Source organism: Agrococcus casei LMG 22410 (assembly GCF_900163565.1).
Lineage (GTDB): Bacteria > Actinomycetota > Actinomycetes > Actinomycetales > Microbacteriaceae > Agrococcus > Agrococcus casei.
In genome coordinates this window covers 25490-43653 of sequence record NZ_FUHU01000021.1, presented here as the reverse complement: position 1 = coordinate 43653, position 18164 = coordinate 25490, and the positions used below count along the sequence as shown (strand labels likewise).

Below are 18164 nucleotides of genomic sequence, written 5' to 3'. Positions count from 1 at the left end.
AGCCGTCACACTGGCGGCATAAACCCCCCGACTCAACCAAACCCTCAGCAGACCCACCTTCGTATTGCCGAGCCAACGGGCGAACTCGAAACGGTCCCAGTCCAACCGCAGCACTTCGCCACTCAGGAGCGGCCCCGTGACAGTCAGAGAGACAGCACCGATAGTCACTTGCACCGTCTGCTGGGCGGTCAGGCGGCCCTCGATTTCGACCGTTGGGAAGCTCCGAGCATTGCCGAGCGACCTCGTAATAGTTCCGATGAATGGAGTCGGGGTCCCGTCCCAGCTCTCGTCCTCAACCGGCCTGCCGTACGCTTCGAGCGCGTCGAACGCGACCTCGGAACGAAGCTGAAAGCCCGTGCCGGTGTCCCAGGTGAGCCGCTCCCACACGATGGGGGCGGCAACGATCGCCTGCCACTTCCAGCCAGGTACGGCGTCGATGGTCAGGTCCTGTTCACCGCGCGCCGGATCGACCGCGAGCACGAACGCTTCGCTGATCTCGCGGGCATCGTCGGGACTGTTCCCCTGCACGATCACGTCGAACGTGAACCGCGCCGAAGTGCGAGTGGTGCCACCGAGCATCACACCATCGGTGCCCGGGGCCTCCAGCGTTTCGAGCTGGAGACCCGCGAGCGAAGGCAACTCACGCAGCGTCGCAATGACGCACAGCGAGTCCGAATCGAACGGACCGAAGGTGAAGCTCATACCGTTGCTCCTCCGAGGTTGATTTTTCCGCCAGCGCGTGCGGCACGCTCAGCGCGCTCGTAAAGCGCCTTCGACAGTTCGTCGACACGGCGCTCGCTGTCGACGACGAGCTGCTCGACGTTCACGAGCGGACCATTCACGGTGGTACCAGCCGAGCCGTTACCCGACAGGCCCTCTTCCAATGCCCGGTTCACGAGCCCCGTGTCGACAACCGACTCGGGCCGCCCCGCCTCAGCGAGGATCGCCAGCGTGCCACCACGACGCGGCAGCACAGTCGCACCATCGGCGAGCATCGGGATAGACGGAATGTTCAGACCGAAAGTGCCGCCACCGACACCCGGCACCCAATCAGGGATCGATACAGACAGCCCGTTCAGTCCGCTGATCGCGGAGTTGACCAGGCTGATAATGCCGTTCACGGGGCCGCGAACGATGTTCACGATGCCCGAGAAGGCGTTGGACACGGCGTCACGGATGCCCTGAAAGACGTTGCCGAATGCGCGACCGGCGTTGCGGACCGCGCTCACGATCCCGTCCCACAGGTTCGAGAAGAACGAACCGACCGACGACCAGGTGGAGCGCCACCAGGACACGATGCTGCCGACCACAGACTGGATCGTGCTCTGCACGCCCCGAATCGCGTTCGAGGCTGCGTCGACGATCGACCGCCACAGGTTCGAGAAGAACGAACCGACCGACGACCATATGTTGTTCCACCAGGCGACGACGGCAGATACGATCGAGCGCACCGTGGCGACGTACCAAGTCAGGTAACTGACGACGAGCTGCACGATCGAGTCCCACAAATTCGTGAAGAACGAGCCGACACCTGACCACAGGTCGTTCCACCAGGTAGCGATCCCATTCGTCACCGACTGAATCCAGTCGGTGAACCCCTGCCAGGCGGACGTCGCGACGTCGACGATGCCCTGCCACAGGGCGACGAAGAACGCCGACACGGCCTCCCAGATCGCGATCGCTGTCTCCTTCACCCATTCCCAGGCGGCGACGAGCCAGTCGACGAAGCCCTGCCAGATTTCTTGGCCAAGCTCGGTCTGCGTGAAGAACCAGATCAGGCCAGCGACGAGAGCGACGATCGCCGTAATTATGAGGCCGATCGGGTTCGCCGACATCGCGGCATTCATCAGCCACTGCGCTGCGGTCACAGCACGGGAGGCAACCGCAGCGGCTACCAGCGCTGCACGCTGCGCAACCATGACCGCGGTGTTCTTGACCCACGCACCGGTCGACGCGGCAACCGCCGCGATCTGCCGACCGATCGCGACGACGAAGTCACGCGCGTACATGGCGCGCAATTGCGTCGTGACGACCAGGTCCTTGCCCTTCGCGACCGTCGAGGCCGTGAACGCGGCGGCCTTCTTGTAGAGGCCAGTGATCATGCCCACGAAGTTCATAGCCCCGGTGACGGCCTTGTAGCCGACCCAGGCGGTGGCAGCTGCACCCACTGCGATCGCGAGGCCCTGCAGCACACCCGGTGTCTCAGCCACCCATGTGATGAAGCCAGACAGGGCAGTGATCGCGCCGACAATAATCGGGGTCGCGATCTGCAGCGCCTGCACGAGCACACCGCCGACGACACCCGCGATCTCCGACAGTGCGGGTGCGGCGGCCGTCCCGGCATCGAGCACGGCGGCGAACAGGTCACCGAGAGCCGCCTGCAGCTCAGGGGTCACAGCGACCAGGCCGACGAACGCAGCGATCGCGAGACCGACCGGCCCACCGAGAATGCCGAGCTTGGAAGCGAACCCGCCGAGCCCGGGAACCATGCGCAGCAGCGGGCCGAGGCCGCTGGACCCGAGCGCGATGAACGCTCCGGTCAGCGGGGCGATGATCTGCGGCGCGACCTTGAACTCGCCGAGTCCGCCCTGGAGCGCTTCGGTAAGCCAGTCGAGCACCGGGGCGAGCTTGTCGCCGATCACCGCGCCAATGTCCGCGGCCTTATCTTCGAGTGGCCCGAGCGCGGTGGTGAGTCCCTGGAACAGTGGCGCAAGCTTCGGGAAGATGCCGCCGAGGATGCCCGAGCCGACGCGACCGATCGCGGCGAGCACGTTCGCCATAGCGCCCGAGAAGGTGTCGCCGCTGGATGCGGCAGCACCGCCAAGGCTGGTCTCCATCGCGGCCTGGAAGGTCTCGAAGTCGATCTCGCCACGCGATGCCATTTTGGAGGCTTCCTCCGCGGTGACACCCATGTAGTCCGCGAGAGATGCGAGCGCGGGCACACCCGCGTCGTGCAACTGGTTAATGACGTCCATCTGCACTTTGTTGGAGGCGGCAACCTTGTTGAAGATCGCGCCCATAGAACCCATGTCGGTCCCGGCGATCGTCGCAGCGTCAGCGACAAGCGACAGAGTCCGCTCCAGGTCCTTGCCCGGCTTGATGCCAGCAGCGACCGACGACGCGGCCACCGTGGCGGCGGCGTCCATGCCGAACGCTGTGCCCTTCACGGACGCGAGCGCGTTCTTCATGATCGCGTCGACCGAGTCGGCCGAGTGGCCAAGACCGTTCAGCTTCTGCGTCGCCTGGTCGAGCGCGTTCAGTCGACCCAGGCCCTTGACCAGGGCCGTGCCGAGCAGACCGGCGGCGACCGCGACTGTGCCGGTCGCGGCCGCCTTGATACCGGCACCGATGTTCGAGGCGAACTGGCCACCGAGGCCGCGCCCGACTTTACGGGTGTCGACACCGCCAAGCTCTTTCGCGATCTGCCCCTGGACACCCTCGAACGAGGGCACCAGGCGCACCCAGGCGGTTGCAAGTTCTACACCCTTAGCCATCGGTCACCTCCGCTCTTTGCGCTTCGATTCCCACCAGTCGTTGAACTGGCGAATCGGGATCGGCTTACTGCCGATCTGACGGCCGCGGCGCTTCTCCCAAGGCCGCTGCAGCGGCTTCGGCCGCGGCGCGTGCCTCTTGCCCGCCCGCTGCCAATTTGCGTGTGCGAGCAGGTCGAAGATGCCTGCCAGAATCTGGTCACGCACCGACCACTGCTCGCCGTGGATAGCTCTCGACGTCGCTGTTTCAGGGTTCGCCTGTAGTCGGCGGACCATGACCAACAGGTCACGCCAGGAGAACGTGAGGCCGACCTCCGCCAACCGCCAGCTGCGGTCGAGAAGGTCGGCCTCTACGTGCTCGTAGTGTTCGTCGATCAGCTCGACGAGAGCGAAGATTCCCCCAGGGTGATGCCGCTATCGGCCTGCCACGCCTCGAGCATCTCCTTCAGGTACTTGACCGGCACAGGCAGCAGTGCCGTGCCGAGGCCGGGAGCGATTTCGTCGAGCACGGCGTAGACGCCGCCTTCGTTCTCGTCAGCCTCCGCGAACGCCTGCGCCTGCGCGCCGGTCATGTACTCGGCCTTCGGCAGGCTGAACTTGCCGTCTGCCGTTTCGATCTCGAACTTGTCCTGCTTGATTGACTTTTTCCAGTCGGGCACCTTGTAGCCCATGGGAACCTCCGTGAATGGTTTTTGGGGAACGGGGGAACAGCAGAGCGCCCGGCCGGTTCCCCGCGGCCGAGCGCTCTGGTTAGGTTCGACTAGGCGCTGACCACGCCGTCGTCGGTGAAGATGTAGATCGAGTTGCCGACCGCATCCGGGTAGGTGGAGAGCGTCACCGGGAGGGTGACGGCCGCGGACGCGGTAAGAGGAATCTCGCCGCGCTCAGTGATCTGACCGTGCGGCACCATGACCAGTGCGCGGCGCTCGCCGTCCTTGAGCTTGAAGTACCAAGCCTTGATCGGGCGAACACTGGCACCGATCGCCGCACGCACCTGCGTGCCATGCTCGGCGGTCGCCTCCGTGACCTCGACGTTGTCGTCGCCCATGTAGTTCTTGAGCGCGCCGACAGACAGCTCCAGGTGCGTCCAGGCGATCGTGCCGTCGAACTCGGCCAGCACGCGACGGATCGTCTGCAGCGCCCAGTCCTTGATCGTTTCGGTCGACTCCGACGGCGTGATCGTCACGCCGTCCTCGTTGACGTATCCCGAATCTTCGAGAGCGGTCAGGACTGCATCGTCGATGGTGTCGGGAATGACGTCGGTTTCAGGGCCAGACAGGATCGCGCCGGTCGTGGCCTGGTCGGGTGCTCCGATGAACACCGCTTTGCTATTGACGCTCATGCGTCTGCCCCTTTCAGGCGTGGATGAAGCACGACCCGGTCGGGCCGCGCATGATGGGGAACTACGTCGTGCGCCGCAGGTCAGCGGTCACCGTTGCGGTGAACCGGTACCTGGTCGGCACAGACGGCATAGGAAGATTTGCAGGGAGCGCGACGACGCGGACGCCGTAGCAAGGGACGCCGCCGAGCGATCCCGCGCGACCTGCGGCTTGCAGGTGCGCGATCATCTCTGCGCTGATTCGGCGAGCCCGGCCCTCGGTCGTCGCGAACCCTTCGAGGGCGAGCGTCGCTGAGTCGGTGACCAGGTCGCGACTGGTACCGCCAGTGCTGACGATGCGGCCGAACTCCTCCAGCAGAGGGTTCGGCACTCGGGTGCCGATGTGCACGTCCATGCGGTCGTTCAGCTCGGCGACGGCCACAGCTTCGTCGTCGGTCGGTATGAGTAGTTCCGCCATGGTCACCGTCCCGCGTCGATCGCTTTACTGAGGCGGCGCTGTTCCGCTTCCGCTTTCCGTGCGGCCGTGTCCTTGGTGGTCACGAACACGACAGCACGGTCGCGGTTCACAGTCGCGTTGACGTCGTGCTTGTTGCCCGCCGCTGCGGCAATTCGCTTGCCTCGTGATTCCAGCTCGCGGGCGACCTCGGGCGATTGCAACAGCCGCACAATGCCCGTTGAGTTCAGCTTGATACGAACGTCCTTGATAGCCATTAGCCCTCCCAGCGCTCTAGACGAATGATCGAATGACTTGTCAGCGGCGTCGGTCCTGGCTGGCGCAGTACGCCGCCGTCGATCACGAACAGTTCGCCGAACAGCCGCACACGGTCGGTGGCGGTCACGTCAGCGACGAGGGGACCACGCAGCGTGTACGCGGTCGACGACCCGTCGCGGTTGGCCTCGTCCTCGGAGGTCGAGCCCGCGTCGATCGCCCAGCCCGTCGATTCGAGCTCGGCCGCGGTCGCCCAGTCACGAGTACGGTTGCCCCTTCCGTCGTCGACGAGCGGGGCGCGCACGATCGTGATGGTGTGCCGGGCGACGGCCCCCGCGATCACGGGAGCCGCCCTATCCGGTACTCGTCCAGCACCGACTCCTCCGCGGGCAGCAGCAGGACGCCACCGGCCTGGTTGAAGCCGATCTGCGTGTGAGTGACGGCGACGCCACCGGCCTGCTCGCGGACGAACCCGAGGGGGGACCCGAGCGCGCGAGCCGCGACCTGCAGGGTCAGCGACACAATCGACTCGGGCACCGGGTCGTACCCGGCGGTGAAAGTCACGTTGACGTCGCGGCCTTCGATGTTCGTCCATCCCACGTCGGGGTCGACGCGGACACGGTCGAGCAACTCGGCATCCCAATCGGTGCCGTCGACGGTGACCGAGTCCACCGACTTGATCTGCATGGCGCGCAGCCACACAGACTCGCGGCCATGACCACGGCGAACGTGCTGCACCGGCATGACCGGGGCAACGTGCCAGCGGCAGTAGTCGCGGATTATCCGCGACGCGGCCGCCAGCTCCTGCTCCAGGTACGGGTGAGTCTCGGTTGTGATCGCGCCCTGGGACCGGTCCTCCATGAGCTGCGCCGAGGCGAACGGCTCCGGGGCGGCCACGGTTACCAGTCCGTTTCGGCTGCTGATTCGTCCGCTGTGTCGGCAGTTGCCTCAGCGGCCGCTTCGGCAGTCGATTCGTCCGCCGTGTCGGAGGCCGACGCCTTCTTGTTTGCAGCGGGTGTCCGCGCCTTGTTCTTCGGCGCATCCTCCGCCTTGGAGTTCGGTTCGGCCTTCGCACGCCCCGGCTTGAGAACGGCTGCCTTGCCGTAGCGCTTGGCGTCGGCCTCGTTCAGTTCCATCGTGTGATCGATCCCGCCGATGTTGACGGTGTAGGTCTTGTGAGCCACGGGTCACTTCCTTTCGTGTGTGGCCGAGTGCTCGGCCCCGGGCGAACCCGAGGCCGAGCGTTGGGCTAGAGGCCCTCGGTGATGTTGACCTTCACGAAGGCCGACGGGTACTTGACCTGCAGACCCAGGCGGCGACGGACGCGCACCGTGATCTTGTCGTTGGTGAAGTCGTCCTGGTGCGAGTTCGTCGACTCGACGCGGACGCCACCCTTGTTGAACACCTTTGCCGACGCGAACGCGCCGACCAGGGGCTCGCCCTGCGGAGCAGCGAGGGTGACGATCGTGCGCAGTCCCCACACCGGGGGGTTTTCGAGGATGCCGCCCTGGCCGTACTGACCGGCGAAGTAGCCGCCGCCGAAGTACTGGCCGTTGCCGTCCTTGCCGAGGCGCAGTTCCTCGTAGTCGAGCGGGTGAATCATCAGGCCGTCAGCCGAGAACTGCGTCGCGGTCTGCACCTTCTGAATCGCCTTGAACAGCGCGTCGGCCACGGTGTCCTCGCCGCGCTCGTGCGTCTGCACGCCCGAGCGGTTGCGGATGCCGAGCAGGTTCTGGCCGGTGCCGTCACCCGAAAGGATCTGTACCTCCGACCGGTTGGCCAGGTCGTAGAGAGCCGTCGAGTTGATCTCGGACACGACATAGTCGAGGTCCTCAGCCATGTCGTCGGTCATCTTGAACCAGCCAGCGACCTCCGACAGAGCGTCGGTGCGCCAGGTCGGGTCGGCGACGTGCAGCTGCGGCTTCTGGCCGCCCTCCGCAACCATGCCGGTGCCGCCCTCGATCGCACCGAACACCGGGTAGGTGATCGCCGTGCCGCTGACGGTGCCGGAGCCGAGCAGGTCCTCGACGACCAGACGCTCGCGCTTCGGGAGCACGAACGAACGGTCAATGTCGGTGACGAGCGGGCCGTATGCTCCCTCGTGGCCGCCGACAGCCTGTGTGTCGGTTGCGGCCTTGAACTCGGGTGCGGTGATTGTGCCGCGCTCCTTGAGGCTGCGCTGGCCCAGGTGCTTGATGAAGTGCGCGCCGAGCGACTTCGCCGGGGTGTTGTCAGGGCCCTTGGGGGTCGGGTCAGTGTCCGACTTCATGTTGCTGATGCGATCCATGAGCGCCATCGACTTCTCGCCGCGCTCGATCTGCTCCTTCAGCTCCATGGCCTCGGTCGACTTCGTTTCGAGGTCGGTCATTTCCGTTTCGGTCAGGTCGCGGCTTGACGCCTTCGCGCCGTCCACGATTGCCCGCATCGCCTTCTGCAGCGCGGCGAGCTTCTCCTTGGGGTTCATGATGAAGCCCCTTTCTCCCTCGTCAGAGGGTCAGTGATATGAGGTAGTTCGCCCGGGCACGACGGGTCGGGTTGACGCCGAGGCCCTCGGACTTGACGCGATCAGCGCCCTCGTCCTTGGCATCGGCTTGACCGCCGGACGTTGCCTGGTCGTTCGCCTGCCCCGGCTGGGGCAGTACGTTCTTGATTGCGTCGACGGCGTCGGCGAGAGTGCCGAGCGCGTCGCGCAGAATCTCGGTGTGGTCGGTGCCGAGCAGCTGCCCGCCCTTCACCGCGGCCGCGAGTGCATCCGCAGCCGACTTGACGGCGACAACCGATGTGTCTCGGTTCGCGCCGACGGGCACGAAACTGAACTCGAACACGTCGAGGTCGCGCAGCTCGTATGCGTCGGTACCGTCCTCGAGTTTCACGAGGCCGCCGTCGAGCACGTCGTAGGCAAACGAAAGTTCGCGCAGACGGCCGGACTTGACGAGGCGGTAGACCTTCGCGGCGGTCGCGTCCTCCAGGTCGAATACGCCCTTGACCCACCAGCCGTGCTCGTCCTCGCCCTCGTCGATCGCGGACGCGATCCACATGTGCGGGTCGTCCATGCGGTGTCCGAACAGGCCAGGCAGGACCGCGCCAAGCTCCTTGCGCTGGACGATGCCGCGGGCGAATGCGCCCTTGGCGACGACGTCGCCGTAGGAGTCTGGTGTGCGGGTGAACGTCGACGGGTAGACGAGGAACTCGCCTTCATTGAGACCTTCGGTCTTGAACTTCACGGGCAGATTCTTGAACTTCATGTGCCCTCCCTTGGGGCGTAGGGTGCCGTTCGTCGGCACGTCGATTTGCGGAGGGTTCTCGTACCAGGCGCGGATCACGTCGGCGGTTCCGTCGGGTCGTTCCTTGGCTCGGTCGAGGCAGGTGTCGATGCCGGGGTCGAGCAAGATCAGCTGCGCGTCCGCTTCGCGGTACCGGTGGAGTTGCTCCTGTTTCGGAGAAGTGTGGATAATCCACGCCTCCGGTTCTGGGTCGTCGAGCAGGGCGTCGATCACGGCGGAACGGGCGAGGAACGCTGCCTGCGCCACCGCACCCTCCGCCGCATGCGACACGGACGAGCCGAGTGCCTGGGCGAGCTTGTCGAAGTCGACAACCACGGCACCTTCACTCGCGTTCTCAGCGCAGTAGGTGGACTTGCCCGCGCACGGCGGACCAATCACGATGTGGATCACTTGACCTCCATCAGGCGTAGTTGACGCGCACCTGGCATTCGCAGCCCGATACTCCGGCGGCACCGAGCGCGGGGTCGCCCGGCCAGTTCGCACCGTTGGAGAACTTCTCGTCGATGCCGACCGTTTCGCCGTTCACCGCTGCGTGCGCAGGCCGCGGGCTCGTTGACGTGACCAGCCAGGTCTTGGACTTAGCCCCGGTCTGCTTGCCCGCCTCGACCACAGCGAATGCCGCCAGGGTCGTGAGCAGAGTCGCGACGATCGTGCCGAGTCGGCCGTCCTTCGCGTTCTCGAAGGCATGCGCAGGATCACTGACCCCATCGGGTCCAGTGCCTGCAAGGATCGCCGCCACCTGGTCCCTGGTTGTCGCGTTGATCGCTCCGGCGCGGGACTTCGCGACCTCGGCTAGGAACGCTTCGGTTCTAGACACGTCGTAGTCACCGTCGGCGAAGCCGACAGCGTCGAGCGCCGCGGTCGCCACTTCCCGGGTGGTGTTCAGCGCCAGCGCCAGCAGGTCGGCCGCGAGTTCACGGTCCCACCGTGCGCCGTCCCACCAGTCGGGGTCTTTCGTCCCGAGGCGCGACAACACCGACTTCGCCTGCCGGTCAAAGAATGCGGCGATCACTTCCTCTGCCTTGGCTCGGTGAGAGTCCGGCACTTGCGACTTGCGACCAGCGATCTCGGCGGCCAAGTCGGGGTGCGATTTCGCCAGCTCTTCGAGCATCCGCGCAGCGGGAGTCGTAGTCCGACTGAACACGGCGTCGCCGACGTGCTTCGGTGCTGAGTCCAGCGGTGACGCCTGGCCACCGATCAGCACGTTCAGAGGGGTCGCGATCTGCGCCGCATCGCCTCCGAGGGCGGGCATGTTTCGCAGCCCGCGGCCCTCGTCGGGTGTCATCCAGGGGCGGCCGATAGCGGCCTGCAGCGCAGCCGCCTGCGACTCGAAGTCGCCCTGCAGCTTCTCCTCGATATTGAACTCGACGTAGGCGCGATCGTTGTTCGATACGCGAGGTACCAGAAATGTGTTGATGCGGTCCTCGATCATCGCGAGCATCGGCCCGAGAGTTTCCGTGTACAGCATCTTGCGGAACTCCTTGGTGTTCGAGAAGTTCGCGTTGTCGAGAATGCCGACCATTACTGGGTTGACGTGGTAGACGGCGGCGACGGTCGAGAGGGCGAGCTTCGCGACCTCAGACCACTCTTCTTCGCGGGCGTTGAAGCCAATGCGCTTCAGCTCCATCCCGTCCTCAAGAATTGGGGTGCCGCCAGCCTTCTTGCCGTCCTTGCCGGTCCATCGGTCCTTCCAGTCGCGGGCGAACCGCTCCCGTGCAGCGTCGGACCACTTCGCGTCCTTCGGCCGCGTGAGGTACGCGCCGACGCGGCCGCCGCGCTGCCAGACCTGTTCGCGGTAGGACCACGCCTGCACTTGCTCGGCGAGCACCTGCTTCAGAGTCTCGACCGGTGATGTGCCGTACTTCGGTCGGCCTGGGTTCCAGCCGTGGAACACAAGCATGTCCTCGGCCGGAATCTCAGAGCGTGTGCCGTCAGGGTTCTGAATGACGAAGCGGCCCGCCTGGTAGAACGTGCCGCCGCGCTGCTCAACGACCCACGCCGGGGGGATCGGCTGGATGCGCCAGCCCGACGGTGCCTCGTTGTCCAGGCCGACGAACCAATAGGCAGCGTCGTAGAGACCAATATCGGAGGCGAGACCCTGCAGCAGCTCGAACGTCGTCATAGACGGGTTCGGTCGCTTCAGCAGCACTGCCAGCGGGTCGTCCTGCAGCCGCTGGCGATCTGTGTCAGATGTGCGCGCGTACGCTTTCAAACCCAGGTGGGCGACGTTGCGCGCGACGAACGACATGACGATGCGAAGCTGCGGCTGCGTCCGGTACAGCTCTTCGGGCGTCAGCCCGAGGATCATCTTCCGAAACGTCGGTCCGAGGTATTCGATGTGCTGATTTTCGTCAGCACCGCCGAACAGGGCACCTATGGCGTCACGAATTCCCACGCTGACTCCTTCGGCTATTCGAGAACCATGAGGCCCTCGCTTTCATACGCCGACTCGTGAGTCGGCTCTGGGTTGGTCATGAGCAGCCCGACGGCTGCGATCGCGGCGACGAGCGCCGCCGGGTCGGTCGGGGACCCCTTGCGGTCGATCACCCAGCCGTCGCCGAGCGCTCGAATATCCGCCGAGTTCGCGGGCACGTCCAATGCCGGTTGACCGTTGTGCGTGAGCCGCACCACGGGGTCCTTCTCTGCAACGGCGGAGCGCAACAAGTCGAAGAAGATGCCGTGCCAGCCCGCAAGCTGTGGACCTTCCCACGGGTGCGGTTCCAGGCCCGCCTCTTCGAGCGCGTCCCACATAGACGAGATCGGTGCACCGCGCCGCTGCAGCGCCAGGTGCTCCGGCTTCACACGCCGATCCGGCGACAGCAGCCAACCGATCAGCCAGTCAGGGCCGGGGCGCTGCGCGGCAATGTCAACGCGCGCCCGCCCCTCGGTGTCCCAATAGGCGATCGCGACGTACACCCATTCGCGGTTGTGCGACATATCGATGCCATAGCAGGCGGGCCGGTTCGAGTCGCGGGTCACGCCGCGAGCGCGGCGATCCTCCAGGCGATCGAGTGACGTCGCCCACGACTTCGCGGGGAACGGACCGAGCCCGGCCATGTTCACGAACTGGCACATGACCTCGGTTCGGAACACCCACTCGGGGTCAGTCGCAGCAGCGGCCGCAATGGCGCGTTCTTCGATCGTGTAGCCCAGTGAAGGGTTCGCCTCGCACCAGCCGTCCCGATCCCACACGTCCCGGTCGGGCGCTGCAGACCACTCGAAGATGCCGAGCGAACTGTCGGGCTCGATCGCGTCCGGCAGGTCGACCATGCCGTCCTTACCGTCCGGCCAGCCGAGTTCACGGTGAGCCAGCGAGCGCAAGTGACGAAGCACGACCGACGCGAGGTCACCCGCGTTCGATGCCGCCCATATCTGGGCGTGCCGACGGGCCATCGTCGTCTTGGTGACAGCGCCCCACGCTTGCCAGTTCTGGTGTTCGCGCAGCTCGTCGAGCAGCACGAGATCACCTGAGAGGCCACGGCCACCGCGGCGCGATGCAGCAGCGACTTTGTACCGCTCGCCAGTGCTCAGGCGCAGTGCCTTCTTGCCGTTCGTGCGGTCGACGTGCTCGATCATCTCGGCAAGCTCGGGGATTGCCTCGGCGGTTTCGACCGCCCCCATCCACTGCTCTTCGGCGATGTCGAGGGACTGTGCCGTGCCGATCACAAGCGGTGCGCCGTCGACGTACATTCGCCAGAGCGACAGCACCTGCATCAGGAGCGACTTACCGTTCTGGCGCGCGACCAGCAGGACAACGGTCTTGAACCGGTACGTGCCGTCGGGGTTGAGCTCAAGCGCCCGGATCAGCAGCGCTTTCTGCCAAGGCAAGAGAGTGACGTCGAGGATCGATTCAGCGAACTCGATGCACTCGTAGCCGCGCGATGTTTCCCGCGTCAGCTCGCGCAGCGGGGCAGTCGAAATGCGCGGCTCGGTGCAACCGACCTTGCGCTTGAAGGACTGGCCCCTTGTGGGGCCACCGACCGCGGCCGCGTAAGTCGAGCCCGGGCCACGAGTACCGCTACGCCGCTGATGCCCCTCCGCGGAGCGCTTGTAGCTTTGCGCGTTTCGTTTGGTCTCCACTCGATGCCTTCGCCTTCAATGCAGCCCGAGCAGCTGGGGTAGCCCCCAGCTCTCGCAGAATGTTCATCAGGTGTGGCATCAAATAGAGCGCCTTCGTTTCGGCGGTAGCGTCACCAGACGCCGCAGCAGTGTCGATGCGCTCCGCAATGCGACGACCAGACGCGACGATTGATGCATCCTCCGGCTCGGTAGCGAGCGCCTCGATCGTCTGGTCGAATGACTCGGTCATGATCGACTCGCCACGGGCGGCGATCCCCGCCAGCCGGACCCGAGCCTCGGTGAGCTTCTGCGCTGTTTCCACAGCTTTCAGATCGCCCTTGATTGCTTTTACCCACACCGCCTGCTGCAGTCGGTCGAGCCGGTCGAGTTCCATCGCGCGTACGTCGGCGGGATCGAACTCGGTGCCCTGTGCCTGCATGGCACGATTGATGCTCGCCTGGGCAGCCGCCGTGGTCGAGAAGCCAAGCTGCTCGGCGATACGCGGCAGAGCCAGGCCAGCGCGTCGCAGGTCGAGTGCCTGGGCGTCACGCTTAGCGCGGTCGGTGGCCTTCATGGCGCATCGGTGAAGGTGACAGGTTCGCCGTCGCGAATCGGGGTGACGCCTGTGTGTTCCTCCCAACGGCGACAGATCACGTCCGCGTACTGGGGGTCAAGCTCGCACAGCAGCGCGCGAGCGCCGAGCCGGTGCGCGGCAATGAGCGTTGAGCCCGAGCCGCCGAAGGGGTCAAACACGAGCCCCCCCGTCTGTACCGAATTGCGCAGCATGCGCTCGATCAGCTCAACAGGCTTCATCGTCGGGTGCTCGCTGTTCGCTTTGGGCTTCGGGACCTGGAACACGGTCGACGACTTGTTGTCGCCGTACCAGCGCTTGCCGCCCCGGCCCAGCCTGCCCTCACCGCCAGGGGTGAAGCCGTAAGCGACGGGATCGAAGGACTCGTCGACGATCCCCGCCTCGGGCAGTTCGGCCTCGAGGATCGGTTCGTGCTTCCAGTGGTAATCGGCCCGCCCCATCACGAGAGCGTTCTTCACCCAGATCAGCGTCTGCCGGTACAGGATGCCCGCTTCACTCATGACCCGCTGGAACTCGCCGCGCATCAGATCAGCGTGCGCGACATAGACAGGTGCACCAGGTCGAGCGACAGCGAGGATGGTGCCAACAGCATCAGCGAATGTCTGAACGGCCTCGTCAGCCCCGTCGTTCTTGATGGTCATGCCGGTGCCGCCGACGTAGGAGACCCCGTAGGGCGGGTCCGTCCAGACCGCATCCACGGTGCCCTGGGCGGCGTCGGCGACGGCCTCGACGTTGCCCGACGAGCCGACGTAGAGCACATGGGGTCCAAGCCGCCACACATCGCCCTCGGCAGTGATGGTGGTGTCGGTGAGCGCGGGCACATCGTCGGGATCGGTGAGGCCGACGGGCTCGTCGAGCGCACGCAGCAGCTCGGTAAGGTCCTGGTCGGTGTAGCCGGTAGCGTCGAGCGACCCCGCCTCCTGCAGCGTTGCCAGCAGGTCGACATCGTCATACCCGCCCAGATCGGCGAGCTTGTTATCGGCAAGCACGATCTGCGCTGCCTCGGCATCGTTGACGTCGACCGTGACCACCTGGATCGTCGGCCAGTCCAGCGAGTGCGCGGCGAGGAAAGTGTGGTTGCCCGCAAGAATCTCCATCGGGCGGCCGGTGTGCGTGCCGAGGTTCACGACGATCGGCTTGTACTGGCCGCGCTTCGCGAGCGAGTCAGCGATCGCTGCAGTGTTCCCTCGACGGGGGTTCTGGTGGTAGGGCTTCAGCTCGGACAGCGGCCGCACGGTAACTTCGAGAGCCATGAGTCACTTCTTTCTTGAGAGGGAACCATGAGCAACGCCCGAGCCGTCAGGCCCGGGCGTCAACTCGTGTGCAAGGTGTTTCGACTCAGGCGAGCGCCGCCTGGATCAGACCGGCCAGGACGGCCGAGTCAACAAACGAGCCAGCGAGGCGGACCTCGCCCGCGAGCTGCATGTTTCCGGTGTAGGAGGTCACTGAGAAGGTGGTGTCGTCCTGAGCGACTCGGACCACCTGGTCGCCGACCTTGGCCTGGATGAAGCCATAGCGGGTGACGTGGGTCTCGACGCCTGCGACCTGGAACGCTGCGCGAATCGTCGCGAGGCCCTGGGCCGTGTAGTCGAAGTGAAGAGCGGGAGTGCCGAATGCGTTTGCCGTGTTGTTGTCCATGCCTCTACTATAACAGTTATAGTGACTCACTACAACCGGTATAGTGAAAAACATGGCGAACGTTCTGACCGACCTGGAGCAAGCAAGCAAGCGACTCAATGACCTCGACCAGCGCCGAAAAGATCAGCAGCGCTACCGGGACGACCTAATCAAGCAAGCCCGCGACAGCGGCGTCAGCTGGACTCAGATCAAGCGAGCCACTGGCATGGCCGACCGCAGCCTCGCCCTCGCCTACAAGCGCATCGACGGCAGCTAGCCGAGCGGACCGAGCGCCGCCCGCAGAGCGTCAACGGGGTGGTCCCGCTCCCAAGGGAACTCGGAACGGCCGAAGTGTCCGCCCGAGGCGGTCGCCTCGAAGATCGGGCGACGCAATCCGAAACGCTCAATGATCGCGCCGGGTCGAAGGTCGAACACAGCACGCACCGCTCGCACGAGCGCCTCGTTAGACACGCGGCCGGTACCGAACGTGTCGAGCGCGATGCCGACCGGCTCGACCACGCCGATCGCGTACGACGCTTGCACTTCGACACGCTCGGCGAGACCCGCCAGCACGATCGTCGAGGCGACGTGCCGCAGCGCATACGCCGCAGACCGATCGACCTTCGTCGAGTCCTTGCCAGAGAACGCTCCGCCGCCGTGACGAGCAGCGCCGCCGTAGGTGTCGACAATGATCTTGCGTCCCGTGAGCCCAGCGTCGGCGGCCGGGCCTCCGAGCACAAACGAACCCGAAGGGTTAACTAGCACGCGGACACCGACGGGCGACTGGTCAAAGTCACGCAGCACCGATGCCACGAGCCGCTCGACGTTGTCCTGGAAGAGCACCCGGTCGACGTCGGCCGCATGCTGCACAGAACAGAGCACCGAGCGCACCGTCGGAACATCGAAGCCAGGCGAGTACTCAACCGTCACTTGAGCCTTCGCGTCGGGGCCAGCCCCCGACAGCACCGGCAGAAGCCCCGTCAACCGGTGCGACAGCACCAGCGACAACGGCATCAGCTCAGCAGTCTCAGAACAGGCATAGCCGAACATCAACCCCTGGTCGCCAGCGCCGAGCACGTCGACCGCGTCGACGGCACCGCCGGAGCGCGCCTCGAGCGACAAATCGACGCCCGCCGCGATCTCCGGCGACTGCTGCACAAGAGCAACCTGCACATCACACGACGACGGGTCGAGACCATCGGCCTCCGAGATGAAGCCAGCACGCAGAATCGCGCCACGCACCACAGCGTCAACATTGACAACCGCGGTCGAGCGGACCTCGCCGAACACACGAACCCAGCCGGGACCGGCAGCGGTCTCGCACGCGACCCGCGACTCAGGGTCGAGCGCGAGATGGGCGTCGAGCACAGCGTCAGAGATTCGATCGCACAGCTTGTCAGGGTGGCCAGCAGAGACAGACTCGGATGAAAACAGGCCAGCAATCATGGGGAACTCCTTATCGGGGGTACGAGTGCCGCTCGCGCGTGCGCGCGTGCGCGAAGGGGTACCCATCGCGGAGGGGGATAGATCATTGCCGGACGACCGATTCCGTGAGCCGGTCGCCGCGATCTCGACCCCCCTCCCCTCGGGGCAGGCCCAGGGCGGGGCGGTGCGGCCGCGTGTGCGCCTGTCACGGCCTCAGCGAGGTAGCGGGCCGAGCGGCGCGAGTTAGGCGAGCGTGGGGGCGGCGTGCGCGGCGGCGTGCCTCGGGCACCCGCTATGCGGTCGAGCCAGCCGCCAGCAGGGGCCTTGCCCGCGGGCTCAGATGGTCATGTGATCAGGACGAGCAGCGGCACGAGCACACCCAAGGTCCAGCACACGGCACCAGCGACATACATGAGTCGGGCACGGCGCATGCGAACCGCAGCCACCTGGTAGTGCTTGGCAGCCTGCTCGTAGCGCTCCTTCGCGAGCGCCATGTCGGCGGGGGTCACGGGCGGACCACTTCACCGTCAGGGCTGCTCGACATACAGGGCTCGTACTGGTGACGCATCGTGTGCCAGGACCAGTCGAGCTGGGGGTCGTCGATGTAGAGCGTGTCGACCGTTCGACCCCGATGCCGGTTCGATCGCGCGGAAGCGAAGTAGATCACGCCCAGCTGCGAGAAGCCGATGCGCTGGTCACCGTTCGTGCGGCGGACCGTGGCGTCGGGCACAAGGTCCCTGAACTGGTCCAGCGCTTCGGCAGGCCGGTCAGTGAGCACCAGAATGCGTCGACCAGACCGAGCAGCCTCAGCCAGCCCGTGAGCCGTGTACTTGTTCATGCCGGGCGTCCCTTCGTGAGAAGGCCATTCAGTGCGCGCATGACGGGGCGCAACGGGATATCGAGCAGGCTCACGCGAAGGCGCAACCATGCCACCTGCACCGGGTCGCACGCCCAGTCCGGTGCGGTCATCACGGTCAGGTCATCGACGAGCAAGCCCACGCGGACCATGCGATGTGCAACCGTGCGGTGAATCGCCGCGCTCGCGGCGTAAAGCCGCTTGCAGTCAGAGTCTGACACGACAACCGTGTGAGGCAGTCGAGGGTGCTGGTGCATGGTGATGCCGACCTGCAGCTCGATCTGCTCGATCAGCTGGCGTCGGCCTCCGGGCAGGCCCCGTGCGTTCGGCGTCACGGGGTCAACTTCGCCTGCAGCGCCTCAGCGGCGGCCGTGACAGCCAGGCGCAGACCCTCCGCGAAGGCGGGTCCATCGACCGTGTACGTGGCTGACGAAGCATCACCGCCAGCGCGGGTCAGCTGCACCGGGGCCTCGAACTCAGCGACCAGCACCGGGTCATTGTCGGCGACCTGCAGCAGCAGTCGCATCGGCATGTTGGCGACAGCCATCAGTCGACCTTGTCAGCAGGCTCAGCGGACTGCCGCGAGCGCTCTGGCTCCCAGACAGCCTGCTTCTCGGTCACCCGATACTTGCCAGCCACATAGCCGACAGGCGGCTCGAATGAGGTCATGTTCTCGGGCACGGTGAACTTCTTACCGTGCAGCGGGCCGCCCTTGGCGGTGATCTTGCGAGGCATTTTCTGTTCCTTACTGTGAGCGGCAGTCGGACGGGCTCGATGCGCGAGGCCGCCCGA

At 65.7% G+C, this 18164-nt stretch carries 24 protein-coding genes; 1 reads left to right on the top strand and 23 read right to left on the bottom strand.

The window, feature by feature from the left end; translation table 11 throughout:
* The 17 genes from CZ674_RS04585 to CZ674_RS04505 all read right to left on the bottom strand — a co-directional run.
* The coding region (locus tag CZ674_RS04585; protein WP_143244635.1) for a phage tail family protein at positions 1-702 on the bottom strand (702 nt) is incomplete at its 3' end.
* On the bottom strand, positions 699-3494 hold the full coding sequence (locus CZ674_RS04580) for a tape measure protein (RefSeq protein WP_086991361.1): 2796 nt from the start codon (positions 3492-3494) through the stop codon (positions 699-701). The genes CZ674_RS04585 and CZ674_RS04580, both read right to left, overlap by 4 nt.
* 3 nt (positions 3495-3497) lie before the next feature.
* Positions 3498-3698, bottom strand: coding sequence for a hypothetical protein (locus tag CZ674_RS13965; RefSeq protein WP_143244634.1), 201 nt, complete (start codon positions 3696-3698; stop codon positions 3498-3500).
* Between the two features lie 167 nt (positions 3699-3865).
* Entirely contained in the window at positions 3866-4162 is a 297-nt protein-coding gene (locus tag CZ674_RS04570) for a hypothetical protein (RefSeq protein WP_086991359.1), read from the bottom strand.
* An 89-nt stretch (positions 4163-4251) separates the two neighbouring features.
* Positions 4252-4833, bottom strand: a complete 582-nt coding sequence (locus tag CZ674_RS04565) for a phage tail tube protein (RefSeq protein ID WP_086991358.1) — start codon at positions 4831-4833, stop codon at positions 4252-4254.
* Between the two features lie 61 nt (positions 4834-4894).
* Positions 4895-5287 (bottom strand): hypothetical protein, encoded by a 393-nt coding sequence (locus CZ674_RS04560; RefSeq protein ID WP_086991357.1) that lies wholly within the window; start codon positions 5285-5287, stop codon positions 4895-4897.
* 2 nt (positions 5288-5289) lie between these two features.
* On the bottom strand, positions 5290-5541 hold the full coding sequence (locus CZ674_RS04555) for a hypothetical protein (RefSeq protein WP_086991356.1): 252 nt from the start codon (positions 5539-5541) through the stop codon (positions 5290-5292).
* Entirely contained in the window at positions 5541-5882 is a 342-nt protein-coding gene (locus CZ674_RS04550) for a head-tail adaptor protein (protein WP_086991355.1), read from the bottom strand. Before CZ674_RS04550 ends, CZ674_RS04555 begins: the two co-directional genes overlap by 1 nt.
* The gene (locus tag CZ674_RS04545; protein WP_086991354.1) at positions 5879-6436 is read right to left on the bottom strand and encodes a hypothetical protein; all 558 of its coding nucleotides are present in this window, start codon (positions 6434-6436) and stop codon (positions 5879-5881) included. Before CZ674_RS04545 ends, CZ674_RS04550 begins: the two co-directional genes overlap by 4 nt.
* Positions 6437-6438: 2 nt before the next feature.
* Complete coding sequence (locus CZ674_RS04540; RefSeq protein ID WP_086991353.1) at positions 6439-6723, bottom strand: hypothetical protein; 285 nt, start codon at positions 6721-6723, stop codon at positions 6439-6441.
* 65 nt (positions 6724-6788) lie between these two features.
* Complete coding sequence (locus CZ674_RS04535) at positions 6789-8003, bottom strand: phage major capsid protein (RefSeq protein WP_086991352.1); 1215 nt, start codon at positions 8001-8003, stop codon at positions 6789-6791.
* Positions 8004-8025: 22 nt separating this feature from the next.
* On the bottom strand, positions 8026-9213 hold the full coding sequence (locus CZ674_RS14355) for an HK97 family phage prohead protease (protein ID WP_234988423.1): 1188 nt from the start codon (positions 9211-9213) through the stop codon (positions 8026-8028).
* A 10-nt stretch (positions 9214-9223) separates the two neighbouring features.
* On the bottom strand, positions 9224-11218 hold the full coding sequence (locus CZ674_RS04525) for a phage portal protein (protein ID WP_086991351.1): 1995 nt from the start codon (positions 11216-11218) through the stop codon (positions 9224-9226).
* 14 nt (positions 11219-11232) lie between these two features.
* Complete coding sequence (locus tag CZ674_RS04520; protein ID WP_200810042.1) at positions 11233-12651, bottom strand: hypothetical protein; 1419 nt, start codon at positions 12649-12651, stop codon at positions 11233-11235.
* A gap of 190 nt (positions 12652-12841) precedes the next feature.
* Complete coding sequence (locus CZ674_RS04515) at positions 12842-13456, bottom strand: terminase small subunit (RefSeq protein ID WP_086991350.1); 615 nt, start codon at positions 13454-13456, stop codon at positions 12842-12844.
* Positions 13453-14727, bottom strand: coding sequence for a DNA modification methylase (locus tag CZ674_RS04510; RefSeq protein ID WP_086991349.1), 1275 nt, complete (start codon positions 14725-14727; stop codon positions 13453-13455). The genes CZ674_RS04515 and CZ674_RS04510 overlap by 4 nt, the downstream gene beginning before the upstream one ends.
* A gap of 85 nt (positions 14728-14812) precedes the next feature.
* Positions 14813-15112 carry a hypothetical protein gene (locus CZ674_RS04505; RefSeq protein ID WP_086991348.1) on the bottom strand — a complete coding sequence of 100 codons (300 nt, stop codon included), beginning with the start codon at positions 15110-15112 and terminating at the stop codon, positions 14813-14815.
* A 52-nt stretch (positions 15113-15164) separates the two neighbouring features.
* On the opposite strand from CZ674_RS04505, the gene CZ674_RS04500 reads away from it, so the two are divergent.
* Positions 15165-15368 carry a hypothetical protein gene (locus CZ674_RS04500; RefSeq protein WP_086991347.1) on the top strand — a complete coding sequence of 68 codons (204 nt, stop codon included), beginning with the start codon at positions 15165-15167 and terminating at the stop codon, positions 15366-15368.
* Here the strand turns inward: CZ674_RS04500 and metK are convergent.
* From metK to CZ674_RS04475, 6 genes are all read right to left on the bottom strand, one after another.
* A complete protein-coding gene (metK, locus tag CZ674_RS04495) occupies positions 15365-16537 on the bottom strand; it encodes a methionine adenosyltransferase (protein ID WP_086991346.1) in 1173 nt (390 codons plus the stop codon). The genes CZ674_RS04500 and metK overlap by 4 nt on opposite strands.
* Before the next feature lie 323 nt (positions 16538-16860).
* Positions 16861-17025: a hypothetical protein gene (locus CZ674_RS14125; protein WP_159456894.1), complete on the bottom strand. Its 165-nt coding sequence runs from the start codon at positions 17023-17025 to the stop codon at positions 16861-16863.
* Positions 17022-17354 (bottom strand): hypothetical protein, encoded by a 333-nt coding sequence (locus CZ674_RS04490; protein WP_086991345.1) that lies wholly within the window; start codon positions 17352-17354, stop codon positions 17022-17024. Before CZ674_RS04490 ends, CZ674_RS14125 begins: the two co-directional genes overlap by 4 nt.
* Complete coding sequence (locus CZ674_RS04485; protein WP_086991344.1) at positions 17351-17707, bottom strand: hypothetical protein; 357 nt, start codon at positions 17705-17707, stop codon at positions 17351-17353. Before CZ674_RS04485 ends, CZ674_RS04490 begins: the two co-directional genes overlap by 4 nt.
* Positions 17704-17919 (bottom strand): hypothetical protein, encoded by a 216-nt coding sequence (locus CZ674_RS04480; RefSeq protein ID WP_086991343.1) that lies wholly within the window; start codon positions 17917-17919, stop codon positions 17704-17706. The genes CZ674_RS04485 and CZ674_RS04480 overlap by 4 nt, the downstream gene beginning before the upstream one ends.
* Positions 17919-18107 (bottom strand): hypothetical protein, encoded by a 189-nt coding sequence (locus CZ674_RS04475; protein ID WP_086991342.1) that lies wholly within the window; start codon positions 18105-18107, stop codon positions 17919-17921. Before CZ674_RS04475 ends, CZ674_RS04480 begins: the two co-directional genes overlap by 1 nt.
* Positions 18108-18164 lie beyond the last annotated feature (57 nt).